We start from the raw sequence: 19,782 nt of genomic DNA on the forward strand, positions 1-19,782 counted from the left end.
ATGACGATTATGGTCATCGTTATTAACGACAAGATTCTTGCGTTTCCATCACACCATCAGTCGCATTCAATTCTGTTAAATTGAATGTTACGTGACAGGTGTCATTCGCTGTACGGCCCCACGTTACCTTTAAGGTTCCGCGTTCGGGCGCACCGGTAAGATAGACTTGCCCGTGGTCACCCACGATGAAGCTCTTATCCGCAGGTTGACCCTCTATCGTTGCCAGCGCTCCAAATGGCACTATCTCCGTAGGGGTACGTGACAAATTCATGAGTACCCTTTTACCGATACGGGTATCAAAATGTGCGCGTACAATTGCGCCGCGCGTGGGGGTAATCATCTGGCTGGTCAGGTCGACGTCAGCACCATCAGGCAGCGTTTCGGTATCCAGTGAGACGGCGGTTTCACGGTACGGCGTCACGTAAGGCACCACGGTGTAACCGCGGAAGTCGGTTTTTACACCCGTCTGGTTGCTTATCGTAACGCCATTCGCCCCGGGGGCTTCTACCAGTGCTGAGGTTTCGCCCAACGACTGGCTGAGCGTGACACCATGCGCGTGGGCGACAATGCCGCCTTCCATGCCGTAGTTAACGCGTTTCTGGTCGTTGTCATAGCTGTAGGCACCATTCATTCGTGCGTAGGTCCCCTGATAATCGAGGCTGGCGTAACCGCCATTCCCTTCGCCGTGATTCGTTTCGCTCTGCTGGAGACTCCAGTTCAGGTTATTGTCTTCTAATGCTGACCCGTTTAGCCCGACGGTATGGTTGGTATTGCCCCGTTTGCTGGTATTCAGGTTGTAAGTGGCGTAACTGTGACTTAACCAGCGGTCGAGCGGGATGTTTATGCTCAGTGAGAAGACCTGATCTTCATCGTAGATTTTGTCGCTATCGTCACTGTCGGTGGTATTGCGGTTATAGCTGTAATTGATGTTGTACGTCACGCCGCCCCAGCTATTACTGTAACCCACACCGAGAGAGCGCATCTTCCGGTCACTGTTCCAGTAATCTTCGCTAATAGCATTGAGCGACAGTGACCCCAGACTCGCCCCGATACTCTGGTTAAGCTGAAGTTCAGCACGGTTGCGGCGGCGGTCGTTATTATTTTGCGACTCGTCGTCACGCCAGGTATCCAGTACTTCCGGGAGAGTGTAATAACCTGATGTTGAATACCTATAACCGGAAATGGATATATTGGTGCCGGTTTCGAGAATATTTTTACTGTAACGGATGCGCCAGGACTGGCCGCTCTCTTTATCCTGATCTTTTTGCGTTGACCATGCCTGAGTGCCATCCACCGAGACGGCACCCAACTCGCCGAGGTTTTTTCCAAGCCCGGTGAGCAGGGACTTGTAGTGCTGTGAGAACTGGCCCCCGCCATATACCGTAAACCCGGCTGGCAGGCCATAAATCAGGGTGGCCTGGGTAAACATTTTTTTGTCAATATCGCTCTCATAGGGGCGATACTGGCCGCTGGTCACGCTGTACTTCAGCCGCCCTTCGCGCTGCAGAATAGGCAGAGAGGCGAAGGCCACCGTCTGATGCTGTTCGCTACCGTCGGCCTCTTTAATTGTGACGTCAAGATCGCCGCTGCTGCCGGTTGGGTACATATCGGTAATCTCAAATGCGCCCGGCGAAACATAGCTTTGATAAATGGTGTAACCATTCTGTTTGATAATTACCTGCGCGTTAGTACGGGCGATGCCGCGCACCACCGGCGCGTAGCCACGCAGGCTATCGGGCAACATATCATCGTCGGAGGCCAGCTGTGCGCCGCGGAACGGCACACTATCAAACAGCTCGGAGGGCGCGGTGCTGTCGCCGAATGTTAGCTGACTTTTCAGCGCGATAATATTGCGTTGGGCGTAGGTGTAGAGCGAATCCCAGCTTTCATCGGCGCTATCGCCGTTGACGTTGCGATTCCAGGTGCTGTAGTTGCGAATGCGCCAGGGGCCAATATTCAGGCCCGGACGCAGGCTCAGATAATAGCTGTCGGAGTCGGTCATATCGCCGCGGCGCGCTTCGGTGTTGGCGCCGGAAAAGCTATAGTTGAGCAGCAGGGCGTTAATGCCCTCATCGAGCCGTTCCGGGGCGACGTAGCCGCGGGCATGGCTGTCTACGGCGGCCTGCGGAATAGACAGCCGTAGCTGCTGGCGTTCAAAGGCGAACTCGGCGCTGGCCTGCGGGATCGCCGCCAGGTTAGCGCAGTCGCCGTGACCAGCAAGATTTGGAAACGCGTCGGTACGAATACCGAACTCGCGCAGCGAGTCAACGCTGAAGCAGGGCTGCAGAGTGGTGTTGCCTGCCGTATCTTTTTGCATAACAAAATTAACGTCATGCACGCCAGCGGACGATTTATTCACAATGACGTCAACGCGATAGGTGCCAGGCATTTGGCCGATGCCTTCTTCAAAAGCGGAAAGATCGGTAAGCTCTTTTCCCGGCCCGTCGATCCCCAGCAGCGCTGGGTTAAAATATTCGCGGGCAAACGCAGTGTTACCGGCTGGCAGTGCGCACTGCAGGGCGATAAAGCAGGCGATTCGACTGAGCGTCATTATTTTTTTGTATGCGTCTGCATTCATCCCGATATCCTTTCGGTGTGGTCTTACAGGCGTGTGTGGTGTTCAGACCCGATAGAGCCGAAATCGTTAATAAGTGTCCAGGTTACGTCGCCGCTGGCTTCGGCGGGCGCGGTAAAGCTGGCGGAACTCATCGGCGCGACATAGGTAGCGTCTTTCACGGTGCTGGTTCCTATCTTCACCGTGCTGAAGTTTATGTAGTAGGCTGTGGGATTGGTCACGGTAAGACGGTTACCGCTGTGCTGCCAGGTCAGCTTCGCGGTGACGTTTTCCGGTTGCTCCGTCAACGCCTGCGGACGGTAAATTAATTTAATGCGGGTTTTCACCGCAATTTGCAGAGTGTTAACGTTATCCTGCTTTTCTGTCGTCGATGGGATCGACTTAATATTCATCCAGTAGAGGGACTCACGATCTTCCGGCAAATTGCCGCCAGTACGGAGAATTCGCAGATTATTTTCCTGCCCTGCGCCTAAACGAAAAAGCGGCGGCGTGACCATAAACGGCGATTTATCGCTGCTTTTTTCCCCGGCGTCACTCCATGACTGAATGAGATAAGAAGATTGGTCCGGATTTTTAACGCTAATCGACGTTTCTTTTTTATCGCCGTTATAAATAATACGGGTTCCGCCGATAATAACACCGGCCTGTACGGTTGCCGTAGTGAATATAAGCGTGGCGGCAGTGAGTAAACTATATTTATTCATGGAGTATCTCCAAAGCAAAGCCGGGTCCATCCGGCTTTATTGGTTTACTAAAACGAGAGAATAAATTCCGCGCGATTAGTTGTAGGTCAGGGTAAAGTTAACGACGCCGTTGGCATCGCCGCCTGATACGCTATCTTCTGTCGCGATATAACGGGCGAAAAAGTCGAGGTTCGTTTCTTCTGCCGCATCGGAGGCAATGGTAACGGATTTAGACTCAGTACCCAGCGGCAGTTCGCTGGTATCGCTATTCAACAACTGGATAGCGACACCTTTAGCGACGCCGGTAGTACCGTAACCGGTAATTTGCAGATAGTCGTTATTCAGGGTGTCCGGCATACCGTCATATTTTACGGAAACCGGTTTTCCCAGCAGCTCTGCAGGGCAGGCGGTTAATACCAATGAAAACTTGGTGGTTGCTGCCGTTGAGCCAGCGTTGGTAAACGCTGTTTTAGAGACCTCGCCCAGCTTGACATCCTGAGAACTGGTGACACTGCCGTTAATTTTGCAACCTGCTTCGATGATTTTGCCGGTAAAATTAACCTGGCCATCCTGAGCCATTGCAGTCGAAGCAAGCCCCATTGCGGTGAATAATACGGCAGCGGCAAATTTTCCTTTCATTAAAAATGTCCTTTCATGGTCGACTCGATACGTAGATATTACTCAGCGCACGATAAATAGGCTTTGAGTAATAAATATATTAATTATGACTTTCTAATTGCAGTATTAAATATGATAGGGTAACGTCAGACGATACCCAATTACATTTTGACCATATGTGAAAGTTATGACTATAAATAATATCTAATTAATGTTTTTTGTTTTACTAAATATATTCGCTCAATAAATCAATTTCGTCATTTAAGATGCTGTGATTAATATTATTGCTATAATTTATTTGTTATGGTTGACATAAATATGCCTTTTCTTATTAAAATAAGGAAAACCTGAAAAATAACGTGTTATCTTGCTGGCAAAGTCCTTGCGCGCAGGCCATTCCCCTGACACTCTGATGGGCGGTTATCTGGAGGATGAATGTATCTGATTAACGGCCAATCCACTGAACGACTCGCGGTGAATGACCGGGGGGTGCAGTTCGGAGACGGTTGCTTTACCACTGCGCGGATCGCGGCGGGGGAGATTGCCTTGTTTTCCCGTCATCTGGCTCGCCTGGAAGAAACGTGCTCTCGTTTGGCGATCCCCTTTAACGATTGGGATGTATTAGTAAAAGAGATGCGCTGCCTGGCACAACCGCATCGGGAAGGCGTGCTGAAAGTGATGATTACCCGCGGCGCAGGCGGACGCGGTTACAGCGCCGCCAGTTGTCAATTACCCACACGGATTCTTAGCGTGTCGCCTTACCCTGCCCACTACGCCCGCTGGAAAGACGAGGGCATCACTCTTACCCTTAGTCCCATACCGCTTGGGCGCAATCCTTATCTTGCCGGATTAAAACATCTGAACCGCCTCGAACAGGTGTTGATTCGCTCTCATCTTGAGCAGACGGACGCCGATGAGGCGCTGGTTCTTGACAGCGAGGGATGGGTTACGGAATGCTGTGCGGCTAATTTGTTCTGGCGTACAGGCGACATTGTTTTTACGCCGCGTCTGGATCAGGCCGGGGTGAACGGCATTATGCGACAATTTTGTTTACGCCAACTGGCGCAATCTCCTTTCCAGGTCCTTGAAGTTCAGGCGAGAGAGGAGGCGGTCAGGCAGGCGGATGAGGTTATCATCTGCAACGCGCTAATGCCGATTATTCCCATACGCGCCTATCACGGGACGTCGTATTCTTCGCGAACACTGTTTCAATTTTTAGCCCCATTTTGTGAGCATCCGAATTAGTTATGAAAAAATTGTCAGGCGTTTTCCTTCTGCTGTTGGTTGTGCTGGGTATTGCCGCGGGCGTGGGGATGTGGAAAGTTCGCCATCTGGCGAACAGCACATTACTTATTAAAAACGAGACTATCTTTACGCTCAAGGCGGGAACGGGGCGGCTGGCGCTTGGCGACCAGCTTTATGATGAAAAAATCATTAATCGCCCCCGGGTATTTCAGTGGCTGCTGCGCGTGGAGCCTGAGTTATCGCACTTTAAAGCGGGAACTTACCGTCTTACGCCGGGGATGACCGTAAGGGAGATGCTTGAGTTGCTGGAGAGCGGCAAAGAAGCGCAATTCCCGTTGCGGTTTGTGGAAGGGATGCGCCTTAGCGATTACCTGAAACAGCTACGAGAGGCGCCGTATATTCGCCATACATTGCCGGATGATGACTACGCCACTGTCGCTCAGGCTTTAAAGCTTGCGCACCCGGAATGGGTAGAAGGGTGGTTCTGGCCCGATACCTGGATGTATACCGCCAACACCAGCGATGTCGCTATTCTCAAGCGAGCGCACCAAAAGATGGTGAAAACTGTCGATACTGTCTGGAAAGGCCGGGCCGAGGGGCTGCCTTATAAAGATCAGAACCAACTGGTGACAATGGCCTCGATTATTGAAAAAGAGACGGCTGTCGCCAGCGAACGCGATCAGGTGGCCTCAGTCTTTATTAATCGCCTGAGAATCGGTATGCGCCTTCAGACCGATCCCACCGTGATTTACGGGATGGGGACGAGTTATAATGGTAACTTGTCGCGTGCGGATCTGGAAAAGCCGACGGCTTATAACACGTATACCATAACCGGGCTGCCGCCAGGACCGATTGCATCGCCCAGCGAAGCGTCATTGCAGGCGGCGGCGCATCCGGCGAAAACGCCGTATCTCTATTTTGTGGCCGACGGTAAAGGCGGTCACACATTTAACACCAATCTTGCCAGCCATAATCGGTCAGTGCAGGAGTACCTGAAAGTGCTTAAGGAAAAAAATGGGCAGTAATTATATCGTCATCGAGGGCCTGGAAGGCGCCGGAAAAACCACTGCGCGCGACGTGGTGGTGGAGACCCTTGAGCAACTGGGTATTCGTAACATGATTTTTACCCGTGAGCCGGGCGGTACGCAGCTTGCCGAAAAACTAAGAAGTCTGGTGCTGGATATTCGAGCGGTAGGCGACGAAGTGATTACCGATAAAGCGGAAGTACTGATGTTTTATGCCGCTCGCGTACAGCTCGTCGAAACGGTAATCAAACCCGCGCTGGCGCAAGGCGTATGGGTGATCGGCGATCGACACGATCTCTCGACCCAGGCGTATCAGGGGGGAGGGCGCGGCATTGATCAAACCATGCTGGCGACACTACGCGATGCCGTGCTGGGCGATTTTCGCCCTGACCTGACGCTGTATCTGGATGTCACGCCGGAAGTCGGGCTAAAACGCGCCAGAGCGCGCGGCGATTTGGATCGCATTGAGCAGGAATCTTTTGATTTCTTTAACCGGACTCGCGCGCGCTATCTGGAACTGGCGGCGCAAGACTCGCGTATCCGCACCATTGACGCGACCCAGCCGCTGGATGCCGTCATGCGCGACATTCGCGCCACGGTGACGAAGTGGGTGCAGGAGCAAGCGGCATGAAATGGTATCCATGGTTACGGCCCGCCTATGAAAAACTGGTAGAAAGTTACCAGGCGGGACGTGGGCACCATGCGCTACTGATTCAGGCCTTACCTGGCATGGGCGACGAGGCGCTGTGCTATGCGCTGAGCCGTTATCTGTTATGCCAGCAGCCTGAGGGCCACAAAAGCTGTGGGCATTGCCGAGGCTGTCAGCTTATGCAGGCTGGCACGCACCCGGACTATTACACGCTGACGCCGGATAAAGGCAAAAGCAGCCTCGGCGTAGATGCGGTACGCGAGGTCAGCGAGAAATTGTACGAGCACTCCCGTCTGGGCGGCGCGAAGGTGGTGTGGATTGCGGATGCGGCGCTATTAACCGACGCCGCTGCCAATGCGTTGCTCAAAACGCTGGAAGAGCCGCCGGAGCAAACCTGGTTTTTCCTTGCCAGCCCGGAGCCTGCTCGTCTGTTGGCGACATTACGCAGCCGCTGCCGGCTGCATCATCTGGCGCCACCGTCTGAATCGTATGCGATGTCATGGCTGTCGCGAGAAGTGACGGCGTCACAAGAAGCATTGCTCACGGCGCTACGCTTGAATGCGGGGTCGCCCGGCGCCGCGCTGGCGCTGTTGCAGTCTGAACGCTGGGCGCAGCGTGAGGCGCTGTGTCAGGCGTTAATGGACAGTTTACATACGGGCGACTGGTATGCGTTATTAACGGCGCTCAATCATGAGCAAGCCCCGGCGCGCCTGCACTGGCTGGCGACGCTGCTGGTTGATGCTCTTAAACGTCAGCACGGCGCGTCGTACCTGACAAACGTTGATGCGGACGCGGTTGTTGCCGCGCTGGCGGGGCCGCTATCCCCGGCGCGTATTCAGGCAATCCTGAACGATGTTTGCCATTGTCGTGATCAATTACTTCATGTGACCGGATTAAACCGCGAACTGGTATTAACCGATCTCATTCTCCGCATCGAGCATTACCTGCAACCAGGCACCTTGTTGCCTGTTCCTCATCTTTGAGAGAGACATTATGTTTTTAGTCGACTCACACTGCCATCTTGATGGTCTGGATTATCAATCTTTGCATAAGGACGTGGACGATGTGCTGGCGAAAGCCGCCGCGCGCGATGTGAAGTTCTGTTTAGCGGTGGCGACGACGCTGCCGGGGTATCGCCATATGCGCGAGCTGGTGGGCAAGCGCGATAATGTGGTCTTTTCCTGCGGCGTGCATCCGTTAAATCAGGATGAAGCGTATGACGTAGAAGAACTGCGCCTCCTTGCTGCAGAAGACGATGTGGTGGCGATGGGCGAGACCGGGCTTGATTATTTTTACACGCCTGAGACCAAAATCCGCCAGCAGGCGTCTTTTATTCATCATATCCAGATTGGCCGCGACTTGCATAAACCGGTGATTGTCCATACTCGCGACGCGCGTGCCGATACGCTGGCTATCCTGCGCGAAGAAAAAGTGACGGATTGCGGCGGCGTACTACACTGTTTTACAGAAGACAGAGAAACGGCCGGCAAATTGTTGGATCTGGGGTTTTATATCTCTTTTTCCGGCATCGTAACGTTCCGTAACGCTGAACAGTTGCGTGATGCGGCGCGCTATGTGCCGCTGGATCGGTTATTAGTCGAGACCGATTCTCCTTATCTGGCGCCGGTGCCGCATCGCGGTAAAGAGAACCAGCCTGCGATGGTACGCGACGTCGCAGAATATATGGCGGTATTGAAAGGGGTTGCCGTTGAAGAACTGGCGCAGATCACCACCGATAACTTTGCTCGCCTGTTCCATATTGACGCGTCTCGCCTGTCATCAATCCGTTAAACGAGTTTTTTTAAAGCTCGTAATTAATAAGCAAAACGCGTAAAGTTCACCGCCACAAAAGGGGCGGTGAGCGAGCTTATAGAAACATTCGGAAACTCATTTTGGCAGAATGTGATACTTTTTAGGCTATCTGGCGCTGAAACGTGATAGCCGTCAAACAAAATCAGACGTATTTATTTTACTCTGTGTAATAAATAAAAGGGCACTTAGATGTCCTGTCCACGGCGGGGTTCTCCCCCCTCGCCAATGCGTGAGAACGTAGAAAAGCACAAATACTCAGGAGCACTCTCAATTATGTTTAAGAATGCATTTGCTAACCTGCAAAAGGTCGGTAAATCGCTGATGCTGCCGGTATCCGTACTCCCTATCGCAGGTATCCTGCTGGGTGTCGGTTCCGCTAACTTCAGCTGGCTGCCAGCCGTTGTATCGCACGTTATGGCAGAAGCGGGCGGATCTGTTTTTGCCAATATGCCGCTGATTTTCGCTATCGGCGTGGCGTTGGGCTTTACCAACAACGACGGCGTTTCGGCTCTGGCGGCGGTAGTAGCGTATGGCATCATGGTGAAAACCATGGCTGTGGTTGCGCCGCTGGTTCTGCATTTACCTGCTGAAGAGATCGCCGCTAAACACCTTGCTGATACGGGTGTTCTCGGGGGGATTATCTCCGGTGCGATCGCAGCGTATATGTTTAACCGCTTCTACCGTATCAAACTGCCTGAGTATCTGGGCTTCTTTGCGGGCAAACGCTTCGTGCCGATCATTTCGGGTCTGGCCGCTATTTTTACCGGTGTGGTGCTGTCTTTCGTATGGCCGCCAATCGGTACGGCTATCCAGGCGTTCTCGCAGTGGGCGGCTTATCAGAACCCGGTTGTCGCGTTTGGCATTTACGGTTTCATCGAGCGTTGCCTGGTGCCGTTTGGTCTGCATCATATCTGGAACGTTCCTTTCCAGATGCAGATCGGCGAATACACCAACGCAGCGGGTCAGGTATTCCACGGCGACATTCCGCGCTATATGGCGGGTGACCCGACGGCGGGTATGTTGTCTGGCGGCTTCCTGTTCAAAATGTACGGTCTGCCGGCTGCGGCCATTGCTATCTGGCACTCTGCTAAACCGGAAAACCGCGCAAAAGTGGGCGGTATCATGATTTCCGCCGCGCTGACCTCGTTTTTGACGGGTATTACCGAGCCTATCGAGTTCTCCTTCATGTTCGTGGCGCCGATCCTGTACATTATTCACGCGATTCTGGCAGGTCTGGCATTCCCGATCTGTATTCTGCTGGGGATGCGTGACGGTACGTCGTTCTCCCACGGTCTGATCGACTTTATCGTGCTGTCCGGTAACAGCAGCAAATTGTGGCTGTTCCCGATTGTTGGCGCCGGTTATGCGATTGTGTACTACACCGTGTTCCGCGTGCTGATCAAAGCGCTGGATCTGAAAACGCCGGGTCGTGAAGACACTACTGATGACGCAAAAGCGGGCGCGACCAGCGAAATGGCGCCGGCTTTGGTTGCGGCGTTTGGCGGTAAAGAGAACATCACTAACCTGGATGCCTGTATCACGCGTCTGCGCGTGAGCGTAGCCGATGTAGCGAAAGTGGATCAGGCTGGCCTGAAGAAACTGGGCGCGGCAGGCGTTGTCGTCGCGGGTTCCGGCGTTCAGGCTATTTTCGGTACGAAATCCGATAACCTGAAAACGGAAATGGATGAGTACATCCGTAACAGCTAAGCAGTAATGATGTTGGGGAGAATTAAGGCAGCCATTCGGCTGCCTTTTTTAATGGCGCTTTATATGCCGCTCTCCGACAGTCTGTCAGAACTGATAATTGGCGGTGAGGCTGACGTTACGCGGCGCGCCGTAAACAATGGAACCATCAATATTGGTGTCGTAGGTTTTATCGAACAGGTTGTTGATGTTTCCCTGTACGGAGAAATTTTTCGTCACCTGATAGCGGGTAAACAGATCGACCAGCGCATAGCTGCCCTGTTCGGCGCGAAAAGTGCCGTACGGCGTCGTGGTATCTTTGTAAACCCGATTCTGCCAGTTCACACCGCCGCCGACCGTCAGCTCCGGTATCGCCGGCAGACGATAGCGGGTGAATAACTTCACGCTGGTGCGCGGGAGATTAGGGTTCACGGCGTTACCTTCATTGTCCTCGGCAACATATCGGGTAGCCCCGAAAGTCATCTGCCAGTTATCGGTAATTGCGCCGTTCACTTCGAATTCGACGCCTTTGCTCACCGTTCCGTCAGTAGACTTCCAGGCAAACTCCCCATTACTGCCAGGGATGGGAATAGTGGTTGCCTGAGCGACGTTATTCTGCTCAATGCGGAACACGGACAACGTGGTGGTGAGGCGGCTGTTCATCCAGTCGGACTTCAGGCCCGCTTCATAGTTATTACCGGTAATCGGAGCCAGATATTGACCCGCTTTGTCGCGTTTATTCTGCGGCTGAAAGATAGAGGTATAACTGGCATAAGCGGACCAGTTGTCGTTGATATCATAAATCAGCCCGGCATACGGCGTGGTATGGTTTTTCTCCATGCTGTAGGTCAGTGTATCAACACGCCAGTTGGTATAACGAGCGCCAAGAATCAGATGCAGCGGGTCGGCCAGCGAAATGCGCGTAGCGGCATACAGCGATTTCATATGCGTGGTATCGTCCTGCGCCAGATTTTGTGGCGCCCAGTGGGTTTGGGGGAAATTACCGTTAAAGGCGCTGAAGTTGCCAATGTCGTCCGGAAAGACGTTCGCCCAGGCGCTAAAATAGCGGTTATTTTGTTTACTATAACTGCCGCCAAACATCATATTGTGCTGACGGCCAAACAGCTCATAAGCGCCATTGGCAAAGAGATCTATGGCATCTACTTTGCGCTTGCCGCTGTTCCAGCCCGTACCGCCGACCACGGGGTAGCTTGCGCCATAAGGACTCACCAGCGTACCTGTCTCTTTATCGACTAACGCATCGATATACATCATTTTACTGTCGAATTTGACCTCAGTATGGGTCGCATTCAGGGTCGCCTGCCAGCTTTCGGCAAAACGCTGTTTAAGCGTGACGAAGAATTTATTTATCTCTTTGTTGTTATAAGCCCAGTCCGGGGCGGTACTACGCGCGCGGTCATAGCTATTTTTGCTGCCATCGGTGTTCCAGCGCGGCAGACCGCCCCAGGTTGGGCTGTTGACATCAATTTTTTGATATTCATAACCGGCTGAAAGGTTGGTGGTTGTACCCAGATCGGCATCGACAATTCCGGAAAAGAACGCTTTCTCACTGTTATAGCGGTCCAGCCAGGAATCATTATTCTGATAACCCGCCACGATGCGCCCACGGACATTGCCGTCCGCGGTGAGCGGACTTTGCAGATCCATGACGTAACGCTGCTTATTCCAGCTACCGTATTCTGTGGAGACGTTACCTTTGAACTCCCGATTGGTGGCGTGTTTACGAATCATATTTATTGAGGCAGAAGGATTACCGGTTCCGGTCATCAGCCCATTCGCGCCGCGAACCACCTCCACGCGCTCATACAGCGCGGTATCCGTTAGCGCATCGCCCAGATTCCAGCGGGACTCAAAATACGTTGGAATACCGTCAACCATATAGTTGTCAATTTCAAACCCGCGCGAGTAATAGCTGATGCGATCGGAGTCAGCCTGACTTCCGCTGATCCCCAGCGTATTGGTCATCACCTCGCCCAAGGTTTGCAACTGCTGGTCTTCCATACGCTGTTGGCTGACAATACTGACCGACTGCGGGATATCGCGCTGAGTCATCGTCATTTTGGTGCCCGCTGCGGTCGTTTTCACGCTGTAATCCTGTTCTTCGCGGTTTACGGCGTCAGCGGTCGTCGCGCCCTCGACAATAACGGTATCCTCAGCCGCGAAGGCGGCAGGCATAAATGCCATCGCCATACCCATAGCTAACAGCGACGGTGCGGCGGTGGACGGAAGGTGTTTGTCCCGGCGGTATTGAATGAAAGACATCTGAAAATCCTTGCTTGTTATTGGGGTAAGTTCAGGACGTATGACGTTGAACCTTTTCATTCTTTGCTAGTTAATGCGCATAAAAATGCAAATGAGAAATATACGCATTTGCATTAAATGTGTAAAACGGTATAAACAGGCAAACTAAAAATATTTTTTAAGCGTACAAAGGCGTCATGGCAGGGGGATATGGCGGTAAGTCCAGCATGTAGTCATTTTTCGCTTAATAAATCGTGGGTTAAAGTTGAAAGAGCGTCGGTAACTCGCTCATACTCTATACTCGCAGTATGGCTCGGCGTAGCATGTGCGCTGCAAGGGCTATTATGAAAAAGGAAAACGTCGTGGCAGAAGAAACTATATTCAGCAAAATTATTCGTCGTGAAATCCCTTCGGATATCGTTTATCAGGATGAGCTGGTCACCGCCTTTCGTGATATTTCACCGCAGGCGCCGACGCATATCTTGATTATTCCCAATATCCTGATCCCAACCGTCAATGACGTGACGGCGGAACATGAACAGGCGTTAGGTCGGATGATCACCGTGGCGGCGAAAATCGCCGAACAGGAAGGCATTGACGAAGATGGGTATCGTTTAATCATGAATACCAACCGTCATGGGGGCCAGGAGGTTTATCATATCCATATGCACCTACTGGGCGGCCGCCCGCTAGGCCCGATGCTGGCGCATAAAGGCTTGTAAGTATGATCAAAGGATGCATCGCGGTTTCTCTGGGCTTGCTGCTTCTTACCGGTTGCCGGTCACACCCTGAAATTCCGGTAAGCGACGCGCAGTCGCTGGTGATGGAGTCCACGGTTCTGGCGGCGGGTGTCACCGCAGAGCCGCCTGAACTGACGGCGTCTGATATCCAGCCATCAGCCTCTTCCCGCGTCTATAACGAAAGGCAAGAGCCCATAACCGTTCATTATCGGTTTTACTGGTATGACGCGCGGGGGCTGGAGATGCATCCGCTGGAGGCGCCGCGTAGCGTAACCATACCCGCGCGTTCGTCGGTAACGCTATTTGGCAGCGCCAATTATCTGGGGGCGCATAAGGTCAGGCTTTATCTTTATTTGTGAGGAGTGAATTTTGATGACAAAAATGCATCGCTACGCTGCCATTGCTGCGCTGGCGATATTTCTCTCCGGGTGTATGGCGCAACGTCAACCTGCGCCAGTTGAAGAGGTAAAACCAGCGCCAGAACAACCCGCGCAGCCACCACAGCCTCCTGTTGTGCCGTCTGTGCCAACCATTCCACAGCAACCGGGGCCGATCGAACATGAAGATCAAACGGGCCAGCCAGCGCCTAAGGTGCGCCACTATGACTGGAACGGCGCGATGCAACCGCTGGTCAGCAAAATGTTGCAGGCTGATGGCGTGACGGCCGGAAGCGTATTGCTTGTCGACAGCGTGAATAACCGGACGAATGGGTCGTTAAATGCGAACGAGGCAACGGAAACGTTACGTAATGCGCTGGCGAACAACGGTAAATTTACGCTGGTCTCCGTACAGCAACTCTCGATGGCAAAACAACAGTTAGGGTTGTCTCCGCAGGATAGTCTGGGAACGCGCAGTAAAGCTATTGGCATTGCGCGCAATGTCGGGGCGCAATATGTACTTTACTCCAGCGCATCCGGTAACGTTAACGCGCCTGCATTACAGATGCAGTTAATGCTGGTGCAAACGGGCGAGATAATCTGGTCAGGTAAAGGTGCGGTCCAACAACAATAATCCCTTAACGCGCGACGAGATCCTGTCGCGCTATTTTCCCCAGTATCGTCCCGCCGTCGCCGCATCGCAGGGGCTAAGCGGCGGGAGCTGTATTATTGACCACGATACTCACCGTGTCGTGCTGCGTCGTCATCACGACCCCGACGCTCCACCAGCCCATTTTTTACGTCATTACCGCGCCTTATCCCAATTGCCGGCCAGTCTTGCGCCGCGAGCGCTTTTTTATACGCCAGGCTGGATGGCGGTAGAATATCTGCATGGTGTGGTAAATTCCGCTCTGCCAGATGCCGACGAACTGGCGGCCTTACTGTATCATTTGCATCAACAGCCGCGTTTTGGCTGGCGTATCGCGCTATCGCCACTATTGGCGCAGTACTGGTCGTGTTGCGATCCGGCAAGGCGTACGCCGTTTTGGTTGCGGCGGCTCAAACAGTTGCAAAAAAACGGTGAACCTCGCCCGCTGCGGCTCGCGCCTTTGCATATGGATGTCCATGGCGACAATATAGTATTAACGTCCGCCGGGTTGAGACTGATTGACTGGGAGTATGCCGGCGACGGCGATATTGCGTTGGAGCTGGCGGCAGTATGGGTTGAGGATGAACGCCAGCACCGGCAACTGGCAGACGCTTATGCCGCGCGCGCGCGAATCAACGCCCGGCAGCTATGGCGACAGATACGATTATGGCACCCCTGGGTCATTATGCTAAAAGCAGGGTGGTTCGAATACCGCTGGCGACAAACCGGCGAGCAACAATTTATCAGGCTGGCCGATGAAACCTGGCGCCAGCTACGTATGAAAGGATAAGGAGAGCAGTGTGGGCCCAGTAATGTTGAATGTCGAAGGATGTGAGCTGGATGCGGAGGAGCGCGAGATACTGGCGCATCCGCTGGTTGGCGGGCTTATTCTGTTCACGCGTAATTACCATGACCCGGAACAGCTGCGCGAATTAGTGCGCCAGATTCGGGCGGCATCGCGTAACCATCTGGTGGTGGCCGTCGATCAGGAAGGCGGGCGCGTACAGCGTTTCCGTGAAGGGTTTACCCGCTTGCCCGCGGCGCAATCTTTTTTTGCGCTGCATGGGCTGGAAGAAGGGGGGCGACTGGCGCAGGAGGCAGGGTGGCTGATGGCCAGCGAAATGATCGCGATGGATATTGATATCAGTTTTGCGCCAGTGCTGGACGTCGGGCATATCAGCGCGGCAATTGGCGAGCGCTCCTATCATGCCGATCCCGCAAAAGCGTTGGCAATGGCAACGCGCTTTATTGATGGCATGCATGACGCCGGGATGAAAACGACCGGTAAGCATTTCCCCGGCCACGGCGCGGTCACGGCGGACTCCCACAAAGAGACGCCGTGCGATCCACGTCCTGAAACGGACATCCGTGGCAAAGATATGTCGGTGTTCCGCACGCTGATTAGCGAGAATAAACTGGATGCGATTATGCCTGCCCACGTGATCTACCGCGCTATCGATCCGCGTCCGGCAAGCGGTTCGCCGTACTGGCTGAAAACGGTGCTGCGTCAGGAGTTAGGCTTTGACGGCGTCATTTTCTCCGACGATCTGTCGATGGAGGGCGCGGCGATTATGGGCAGCTATGCTGAGCGCGCTCAGGCGTCGCTGGATGCGGGTTGCGATATGATTCTGGTCTGCAATAATCGTAAAGGCGCAGTCAGCGTGTTGGATAATCTGTCGCCGATCAAAGCAGAACGTGTTACACGTTTGTATCATAAAGGTTCATTTTCACGCCGGGAGCTCATGGACTCAGCACGCTGGAAAACAGCCAGCGCCCAGCTCAACCAGTTACATGAACGCTGGCAGGAAGAAAAAGCAGGTCATTAACTCGAGTTTTCGTGAGGGTGCCAGATGATTATTTATTTACACGGTTTTGATTCAAATAGTCCGGGCAACCATGAAAAAGTGTTGCAATTACAGTTTATCGACCCGGATGTTCGGCTGGTAAGCTACAGTACGCGGCATCCTAAGCACGATATGCAGCATCTGCTGAAAGAAGTGGACAAAATGTTGCAGTTGAATGTGGACGAGCGCCCTTTAATCTGTGGCGTGGGGCTGGGCGGTTACTGGGCGGAGCGGATTGGCTTTTTGTGCGATATCCGTCAGGTGGTTTTTAACCCGAACCTGTTCCCCTATGAAAACATGGAGGGGAAAATCGATCGCCCGGAAGAATATGCGGACATCGCCACAAAGTGCGTGACCAACTTTCGCGAAAAAAATCGCGATCGTTGTCTGGTGATCCTCTCGCGTCATGATGAAGCGCTGGATAGCCAACGCTCAGCGCAAGCGCTTCACCCGTATTATGAAATTGTGTGGGATGAGGAACAGACTCACAAATTCAAAAATATTTCGCCGCATTTGCAACGTATCAAAGCGTTTAAAACGCTGGGGTAACGCCCCCGGCAATATGGCGTTATCAGTGACCGGATAACCAGCCTTGCGGCTGGTTTTTTTATGCTCAATTCTCGCAAGCTGTCTATCTTTTCAGCATGAAAACTTGATGCACATCAATTTTGGTATGACCAATGCACCGTTCATGCTATTCTCATATCAGAAGCTTATTCTCATTAACGTAACTTGTTGTTAATTAAAGGCTATGCTAATAACGTTTAATTAACAATTGGTTAATAAATTTAAGGGGGTCACGTTGACTACACCATTAAAAAAGATCGTGATTGTCGGCGGCGGCGCTGGCGGGCTGGAAATGGCGACGCAGTTAGGCCATAAACTGGGGCGCAAGAAAAAAGCGAAAATCACGCTGGTAGACAGAAATCACAGCCATCTGTGGAAACCATTGCTGCACGAAGTGGCGACTGGCTCTCTGGACGAAGGCGTGGATGCGCTGAGCTATCTGGCTCATGCGCGTAATCATGGTTTCCAGTTCCAACTGGGGTCGGTGATGGATATCGATCGCGAAGCGAAAACCATCACCATTGCCGAGTTGCGTGATGAAAAGGGCGAACTGCTGGTGCCGGAGCGCAAAATCGCGTATGACACGCTGGTGATGGCGCTGGGCAGCACCTCTAATGATTTCAACACGCCGGGCGTGAAAGAGCACTGTATCTTCCTCGATAACCCGCATCAGGCGCGCCGTTTTCACCAGGAGATGCTGAACCTGTTCCTCAAGTATTCGGCTAATCTGGGCGCGAACGGTAAGGTCAATATCGCCATCGTTGGCGGCGGTGCGACGGGGGTTGAGCTGTCGGCTGAACTGCATAATGCGGTAAAACAGCTGCATAGCTATGGTTATAAGGGGCTGACCAACGACGCGCTGAACGTGACGTTGGTTGAGGCTGGCGAGCGTATTCTGCCTGCGTTGCCGCCGCGTATCTCCAGCGCCGCGCATAATGAACTGACCAAACTGGGCGTTCGCGTGCTGACGCAAACTATGGTCACCAGCGCCGACGAAGGCGGTCTGCATACGAAAGAAGGTGAATATATTCAGGCCGATCTGATGGTGTGGGCGGCGGGTATCAAAGCGCCAGATTTTATGAAAGAGATTGGTGGTCTGGAAACGAACCGCATTAACCAACTGGTGGTGGAACCGACGCTGCAAACCACGCGCGATCCTGATATTTATGCGATTGGCGACTGCGCTTCCTGCGCACGTCCGGAGGGAGGTTTTGTGCCGCCTCGCGCTCAGGCGGCGCATCAGATGGCTACCTGCGCGATGAATAACATTCTGGCGCAGATGAATGGCAAACCGCTGAAAGCTTACCAGTATAAAGATCATGGTTCGCTGGTCTCTCTGTCCAACTTCTCTACCGTGGGTAGTCTGATGGGGAACCTGACCCGCGGTTCAATGATGATTGAAGGACGTATCGCCCGCTTCGTGTATATCTCGCTATACCGTATGCACCAGATAGCGCTGCATGGATACTTTAAAACTGGCCTGATGATGCTGGTGGGCAGTATTAACCGCGTCATTCGTCCGCGCCTGAAACTGCATTAATTTCTCTGCGCCTCACCGGCTGCTCGCGCCGGTGAGCGCTTCTCCATCACTCGCTTCGGAGTTGTCCGAATCCTTCAGCTTTACCGCCTCATCCCGCATTTTTCATCCTCATTCCGATTGGCTTTGTTCGCATACTGGTTGCAAAATTGTTACCAATAGCAACGAAGGAGGAACTCCCGTGAATAAATCAATGTTGGCGGGTATAGGGATTGGCGTAGCGGCTGCGCTGGGTGTGGCGGCAGTGGCCAGTCTCAACGTATTTGATCGTGGTCCGCAATATGCGCAGGTGATATCGGCTAAACCGATTAAAGAGACGGTAAAAACGCCGCGTCAGGAGTGCCGTAATGTCACGGTCACGCATCGCAGACCGGTTCAGGACGAAAACCGTATTGCCGGCTCGGTGCTTGGCGCAGTAGCAGGCGGCGTGATTGGACATCAATTTGGCGGCGGTCGTGGTAAAGATGTGGCGACGGTCGTCGGGGCGCTGGGCGGCGGTTATGCTGGCAATCAAATCCAGGGATCAATGCAGGAAAGTGATACTTATACTACCACGCAGCAACGCTGTAAGACGGTGTATGACAAATCTGAAAAGATGCTTGGCTACGACGTGACCTATAAAATTGGCGATCAGCAGGGCAAAATCCGCATGGATAAAGACCCCGGAACGCAAATTCCCCTAGACGGCAATGGTCAACTGGTTCTGAATAACAAAGCATAAAAAAGCTGTACTCTGCAAGTTAGCCCCTCATTCGCTCAGGCTGAGGGGCTTTTTTTATCCGAAGCTGCGTTGTTCAGGACTTGAGCAGTTCAGGCCAGATGCGCAGGGTCGTACGCGTAATTTGCATCAGTTGTTCGAAGGTGGCTCCCTCGCGGGCGCTGATCGACATTCCCTGTAAAATACAGTTGATATATTCCGCGAGCGCCTGCGGGTTACAGTGCGCCGGAATTTCACCGCGCTCCTGACGTTGGCGCAAAAACTGGATGAGCGTCTGTTCCTGCATGGCGTGGCGTGATTTTACCGTGCGAGCGATATCGCGCGAGGAGGCGGCGAGGGTGGCGGACGTATTAATCATAAAGCAGCCAGCCGGCGTGTCCGTACTGGTAAAGCAGGCGGCAATTTCTGTGAAGTAATCTTCCAGCGCCGATTCCACGCTTTTCTCTTCACAAAAGAGCTGGGCTTCGTGCTTTGAGGCAAAGCGAGTGATGTAGCGATCCAGGACAGCGCGAAATAATCCTTCTTTGTTAGTGAATTCCGCATAGAGAGTAGGCGCTTTCGCCCCGGTAGCCTCTACGAGATCGGCAAGCGAAGTTGCTTCATAGCCGTGCTGCCAGAAGAGAGTCATGGCCTTATCAAGCGCAGCTTCCCTGTCGAACACTTTTGGTCGGCCACGGCTTTTCTTCGCGCAACTCGTGGTATCCGTTGTCATGATGCCGTTGTACCTGTTTAAAGAGCGGTCTCTCTATTATAAAAACAAACCACTTCTGGCTCCAGAGTATTCATTAGAAAAATAAA

Annotated in this window: 19 protein-coding genes; 14 read left to right on the forward strand and 5 right to left on the reverse strand. The window is 52.9% G+C overall.

Annotated elements, in window-relative coordinates:
• Positions 1-22 precede the first annotated feature (22 nt).
• The 3 genes from ACLJRH_RS11400 to ACLJRH_RS11410 all read right to left on the reverse strand — a co-directional run bounded on the left by ACLJRH_RS11400 (position 23) and on the right by ACLJRH_RS11410 (position 3,897).
• Positions 23-2,578: a fimbria/pilus outer membrane usher protein gene (locus ACLJRH_RS11400; RefSeq protein ID WP_023136615.1), complete on the reverse strand. Its 2,556-nt coding sequence runs from the start codon at positions 2,576-2,578 to the stop codon at positions 23-25.
• Positions 2,579-2,601: 23 nt separating this feature from the next.
• A complete protein-coding gene (locus ACLJRH_RS11405; RefSeq protein WP_023223201.1) occupies positions 2,602-3,279 on the reverse strand; it encodes a molecular chaperone in 678 nt (225 codons plus the stop codon).
• A 75-nt stretch (positions 3,280-3,354) separates the two neighbouring features.
• Complete coding sequence (locus ACLJRH_RS11410; protein WP_023136614.1) at positions 3,355-3,897, reverse strand: fimbrial protein; 543 nt, start codon at positions 3,895-3,897, stop codon at positions 3,355-3,357.
• Positions 3,898-4,311: 414 nt separating this feature from the next.
• On the opposite strand from ACLJRH_RS11410, the gene pabC reads away from it, so the two are divergent.
• The 6 genes from pabC (at position 4,312) to ptsG (ending at position 10,314) form a co-directional block, all read left to right on the forward strand.
• A complete protein-coding gene (gene pabC / locus ACLJRH_RS11415; protein WP_000280842.1) occupies positions 4,312-5,121 on the forward strand; it encodes an aminodeoxychorismate lyase in 810 nt (269 codons plus the stop codon).
• Positions 5,122-5,123: 2 nt separating this feature from the next.
• On the forward strand, positions 5,124-6,146 hold the full coding sequence (gene yceG / locus ACLJRH_RS11420) for a cell division protein YceG (protein WP_023136613.1): 1,023 nt from the start codon (positions 5,124-5,126) through the stop codon (positions 6,144-6,146).
• A complete protein-coding gene (tmk, locus tag ACLJRH_RS11425) occupies positions 6,136-6,777 on the forward strand; it encodes a dTMP kinase (protein ID WP_000535395.1) in 642 nt (213 codons plus the stop codon). The genes yceG and tmk overlap by 11 nt, the downstream gene beginning before the upstream one ends.
• Entirely contained in the window at positions 6,774-7,778 is a 1,005-nt protein-coding gene (gene holB / locus ACLJRH_RS11430) for a DNA polymerase III subunit delta' (RefSeq protein WP_000872450.1), read from the forward strand. Before tmk ends, holB begins: the two co-directional genes overlap by 4 nt.
• Positions 7,779-7,788: 10 nt before the next feature.
• Positions 7,789-8,586 (forward strand): metal-dependent hydrolase, encoded by a 798-nt coding sequence (locus ACLJRH_RS11435; RefSeq protein WP_023136612.1) that lies wholly within the window; start codon positions 7,789-7,791, stop codon positions 8,584-8,586.
• A 294-nt stretch (positions 8,587-8,880) separates the two neighbouring features.
• Positions 8,881-10,314, forward strand: a complete 1,434-nt coding sequence (gene ptsG / locus ACLJRH_RS11440) for a PTS glucose transporter subunit IIBC (RefSeq protein WP_000475705.1) — start codon at positions 8,881-8,883, stop codon at positions 10,312-10,314.
• A gap of 84 nt (positions 10,315-10,398) precedes the next feature.
• On the opposite strand, the gene fhuE is transcribed toward ptsG, so the two are convergent.
• Positions 10,399-12,573: a ferric-rhodotorulic acid/ferric-coprogen receptor FhuE gene (gene fhuE, locus ACLJRH_RS11445; RefSeq protein WP_023136611.1), complete on the reverse strand. Its 2,175-nt coding sequence runs from the start codon at positions 12,571-12,573 to the stop codon at positions 10,399-10,401.
• 341 nt (positions 12,574-12,914) lie between these two features.
• Here fhuE and hinT point away from each other — a divergent pair, with 341 nt between their 5' ends.
• The 8 genes from hinT to ACLJRH_RS11485 all read left to right on the forward strand — a co-directional run bounded on the left by hinT (position 12,915) and on the right by ACLJRH_RS11485 (position 18,987).
• The gene (hinT, locus tag ACLJRH_RS11450) at positions 12,915-13,274 is read left to right on the forward strand and encodes a purine nucleoside phosphoramidase (protein ID WP_023223200.1); all 360 of its coding nucleotides are present in this window, start codon (positions 12,915-12,917) and stop codon (positions 13,272-13,274) included.
• 2 nt (positions 13,275-13,276) lie between these two features.
• Positions 13,277-13,651, forward strand: coding sequence for a YcfL family protein (locus ACLJRH_RS11455; protein WP_000589563.1), 375 nt, complete (start codon positions 13,277-13,279; stop codon positions 13,649-13,651).
• Between the two features lie 13 nt (positions 13,652-13,664).
• Positions 13,665-14,303 carry a penicillin-binding protein activator LpoB gene (gene lpoB / locus ACLJRH_RS11460; protein WP_000164359.1) on the forward strand — a complete coding sequence of 213 codons (639 nt, stop codon included), beginning with the start codon at positions 13,665-13,667 and terminating at the stop codon, positions 14,301-14,303.
• Positions 14,284-15,108 (forward strand): thiamine kinase, encoded by an 825-nt coding sequence (thiK, locus tag ACLJRH_RS11465; RefSeq protein WP_023136609.1) that lies wholly within the window; start codon positions 14,284-14,286, stop codon positions 15,106-15,108. Before lpoB ends, thiK begins: the two co-directional genes overlap by 20 nt.
• 10 nt (positions 15,109-15,118) lie before the next feature.
• A complete protein-coding gene (nagZ, locus tag ACLJRH_RS11470; protein WP_000529340.1) occupies positions 15,119-16,144 on the forward strand; it encodes a beta-N-acetylhexosaminidase in 1,026 nt (341 codons plus the stop codon).
• A gap of 24 nt (positions 16,145-16,168) precedes the next feature.
• Complete coding sequence (ycfP, locus tag ACLJRH_RS11475; protein WP_000587945.1) at positions 16,169-16,711, forward strand: alpha/beta hydrolase YcfP; 543 nt, start codon at positions 16,169-16,171, stop codon at positions 16,709-16,711.
• A gap of 253 nt (positions 16,712-16,964) precedes the next feature.
• Positions 16,965-18,269, forward strand: a complete 1,305-nt coding sequence (gene ndh, locus ACLJRH_RS11480) for an NADH-quinone dehydrogenase (protein WP_000211053.1) — start codon at positions 16,965-16,967, stop codon at positions 18,267-18,269.
• Between the two features lie 178 nt (positions 18,270-18,447).
• Positions 18,448-18,987 (forward strand): glycine zipper 2TM domain-containing protein, encoded by a 540-nt coding sequence (locus tag ACLJRH_RS11485; RefSeq protein WP_001043449.1) that lies wholly within the window; start codon positions 18,448-18,450, stop codon positions 18,985-18,987.
• A 73-nt stretch (positions 18,988-19,060) separates the two neighbouring features.
• On the opposite strand, the gene comR is transcribed toward ACLJRH_RS11485, so the two are convergent.
• Positions 19,061-19,696: a TetR family copper-responsive transcriptional repressor ComR gene (gene comR / locus ACLJRH_RS11490; RefSeq protein ID WP_000205986.1), complete on the reverse strand. Its 636-nt coding sequence runs from the start codon at positions 19,694-19,696 to the stop codon at positions 19,061-19,063.
• Positions 19,697-19,782 lie beyond the last annotated feature (86 nt).

The sequence above is a fragment of the Salmonella sp. SAL04162 genome (genome assembly GCF_046551535.1).
In the GTDB taxonomy this organism is placed as follows: Bacteria; Pseudomonadota; Gammaproteobacteria; order Enterobacterales; family Enterobacteriaceae; genus Salmonella; species Salmonella enterica.

Bases quoted from the DNA above. Each gene is read 5' to 3' on its own strand.
- ACLJRH_RS11400 (WP_023136615.1), bottom strand. From the start codon at position 2,578: ATGAATGCAGACGCATACAAAAAAATAATGACGCTCAGTCGAATCGCC.
- ACLJRH_RS11405 (WP_023223201.1), bottom strand. From the start codon at position 3,279: ATGAATAAATATAGTTTACTCACTGCCGCCACGCTTATATTCACTACG.
- ACLJRH_RS11410 (WP_023136614.1), bottom strand. From the start codon at position 3,897: ATGAAAGGAAAATTTGCCGCTGCCGTATTATTCACCGCAATGGGGCTT.
- pabC (WP_000280842.1), top strand. From the start codon at position 4,312: ATGTATCTGATTAACGGCCAATCCACTGAACGACTCGCGGTGAATGAC.
- yceG (WP_023136613.1), top strand. From the start codon at position 5,124: ATGAAAAAATTGTCAGGCGTTTTCCTTCTGCTGTTGGTTGTGCTGGGT.
- tmk (WP_000535395.1), top strand. From the start codon at position 6,136: ATGGGCAGTAATTATATCGTCATCGAGGGCCTGGAAGGCGCCGGAAAA.
- holB (WP_000872450.1), top strand. From the start codon at position 6,774: ATGAAATGGTATCCATGGTTACGGCCCGCCTATGAAAAACTGGTAGAA.
- ACLJRH_RS11435 (WP_023136612.1), top strand. From the start codon at position 7,789: ATGTTTTTAGTCGACTCACACTGCCATCTTGATGGTCTGGATTATCAA.
- ptsG (WP_000475705.1), top strand. From the start codon at position 8,881: ATGTTTAAGAATGCATTTGCTAACCTGCAAAAGGTCGGTAAATCGCTG.
- fhuE (WP_023136611.1), bottom strand. From the start codon at position 12,573: ATGTCTTTCATTCAATACCGCCGGGACAAACACCTTCCGTCCACCGCC.
- ACLJRH_RS11455 (WP_000589563.1), top strand. From the start codon at position 13,277: ATGATCAAAGGATGCATCGCGGTTTCTCTGGGCTTGCTGCTTCTTACC.
- lpoB (WP_000164359.1), top strand. From the start codon at position 13,665: ATGACAAAAATGCATCGCTACGCTGCCATTGCTGCGCTGGCGATATTT.
- ycfP (WP_000587945.1), top strand. From the start codon at position 16,169: ATGATTATTTATTTACACGGTTTTGATTCAAATAGTCCGGGCAACCAT.
- comR (WP_000205986.1), bottom strand. From the start codon at position 19,696: ATGACAACGGATACCACGAGTTGCGCGAAGAAAAGCCGTGGCCGACCA.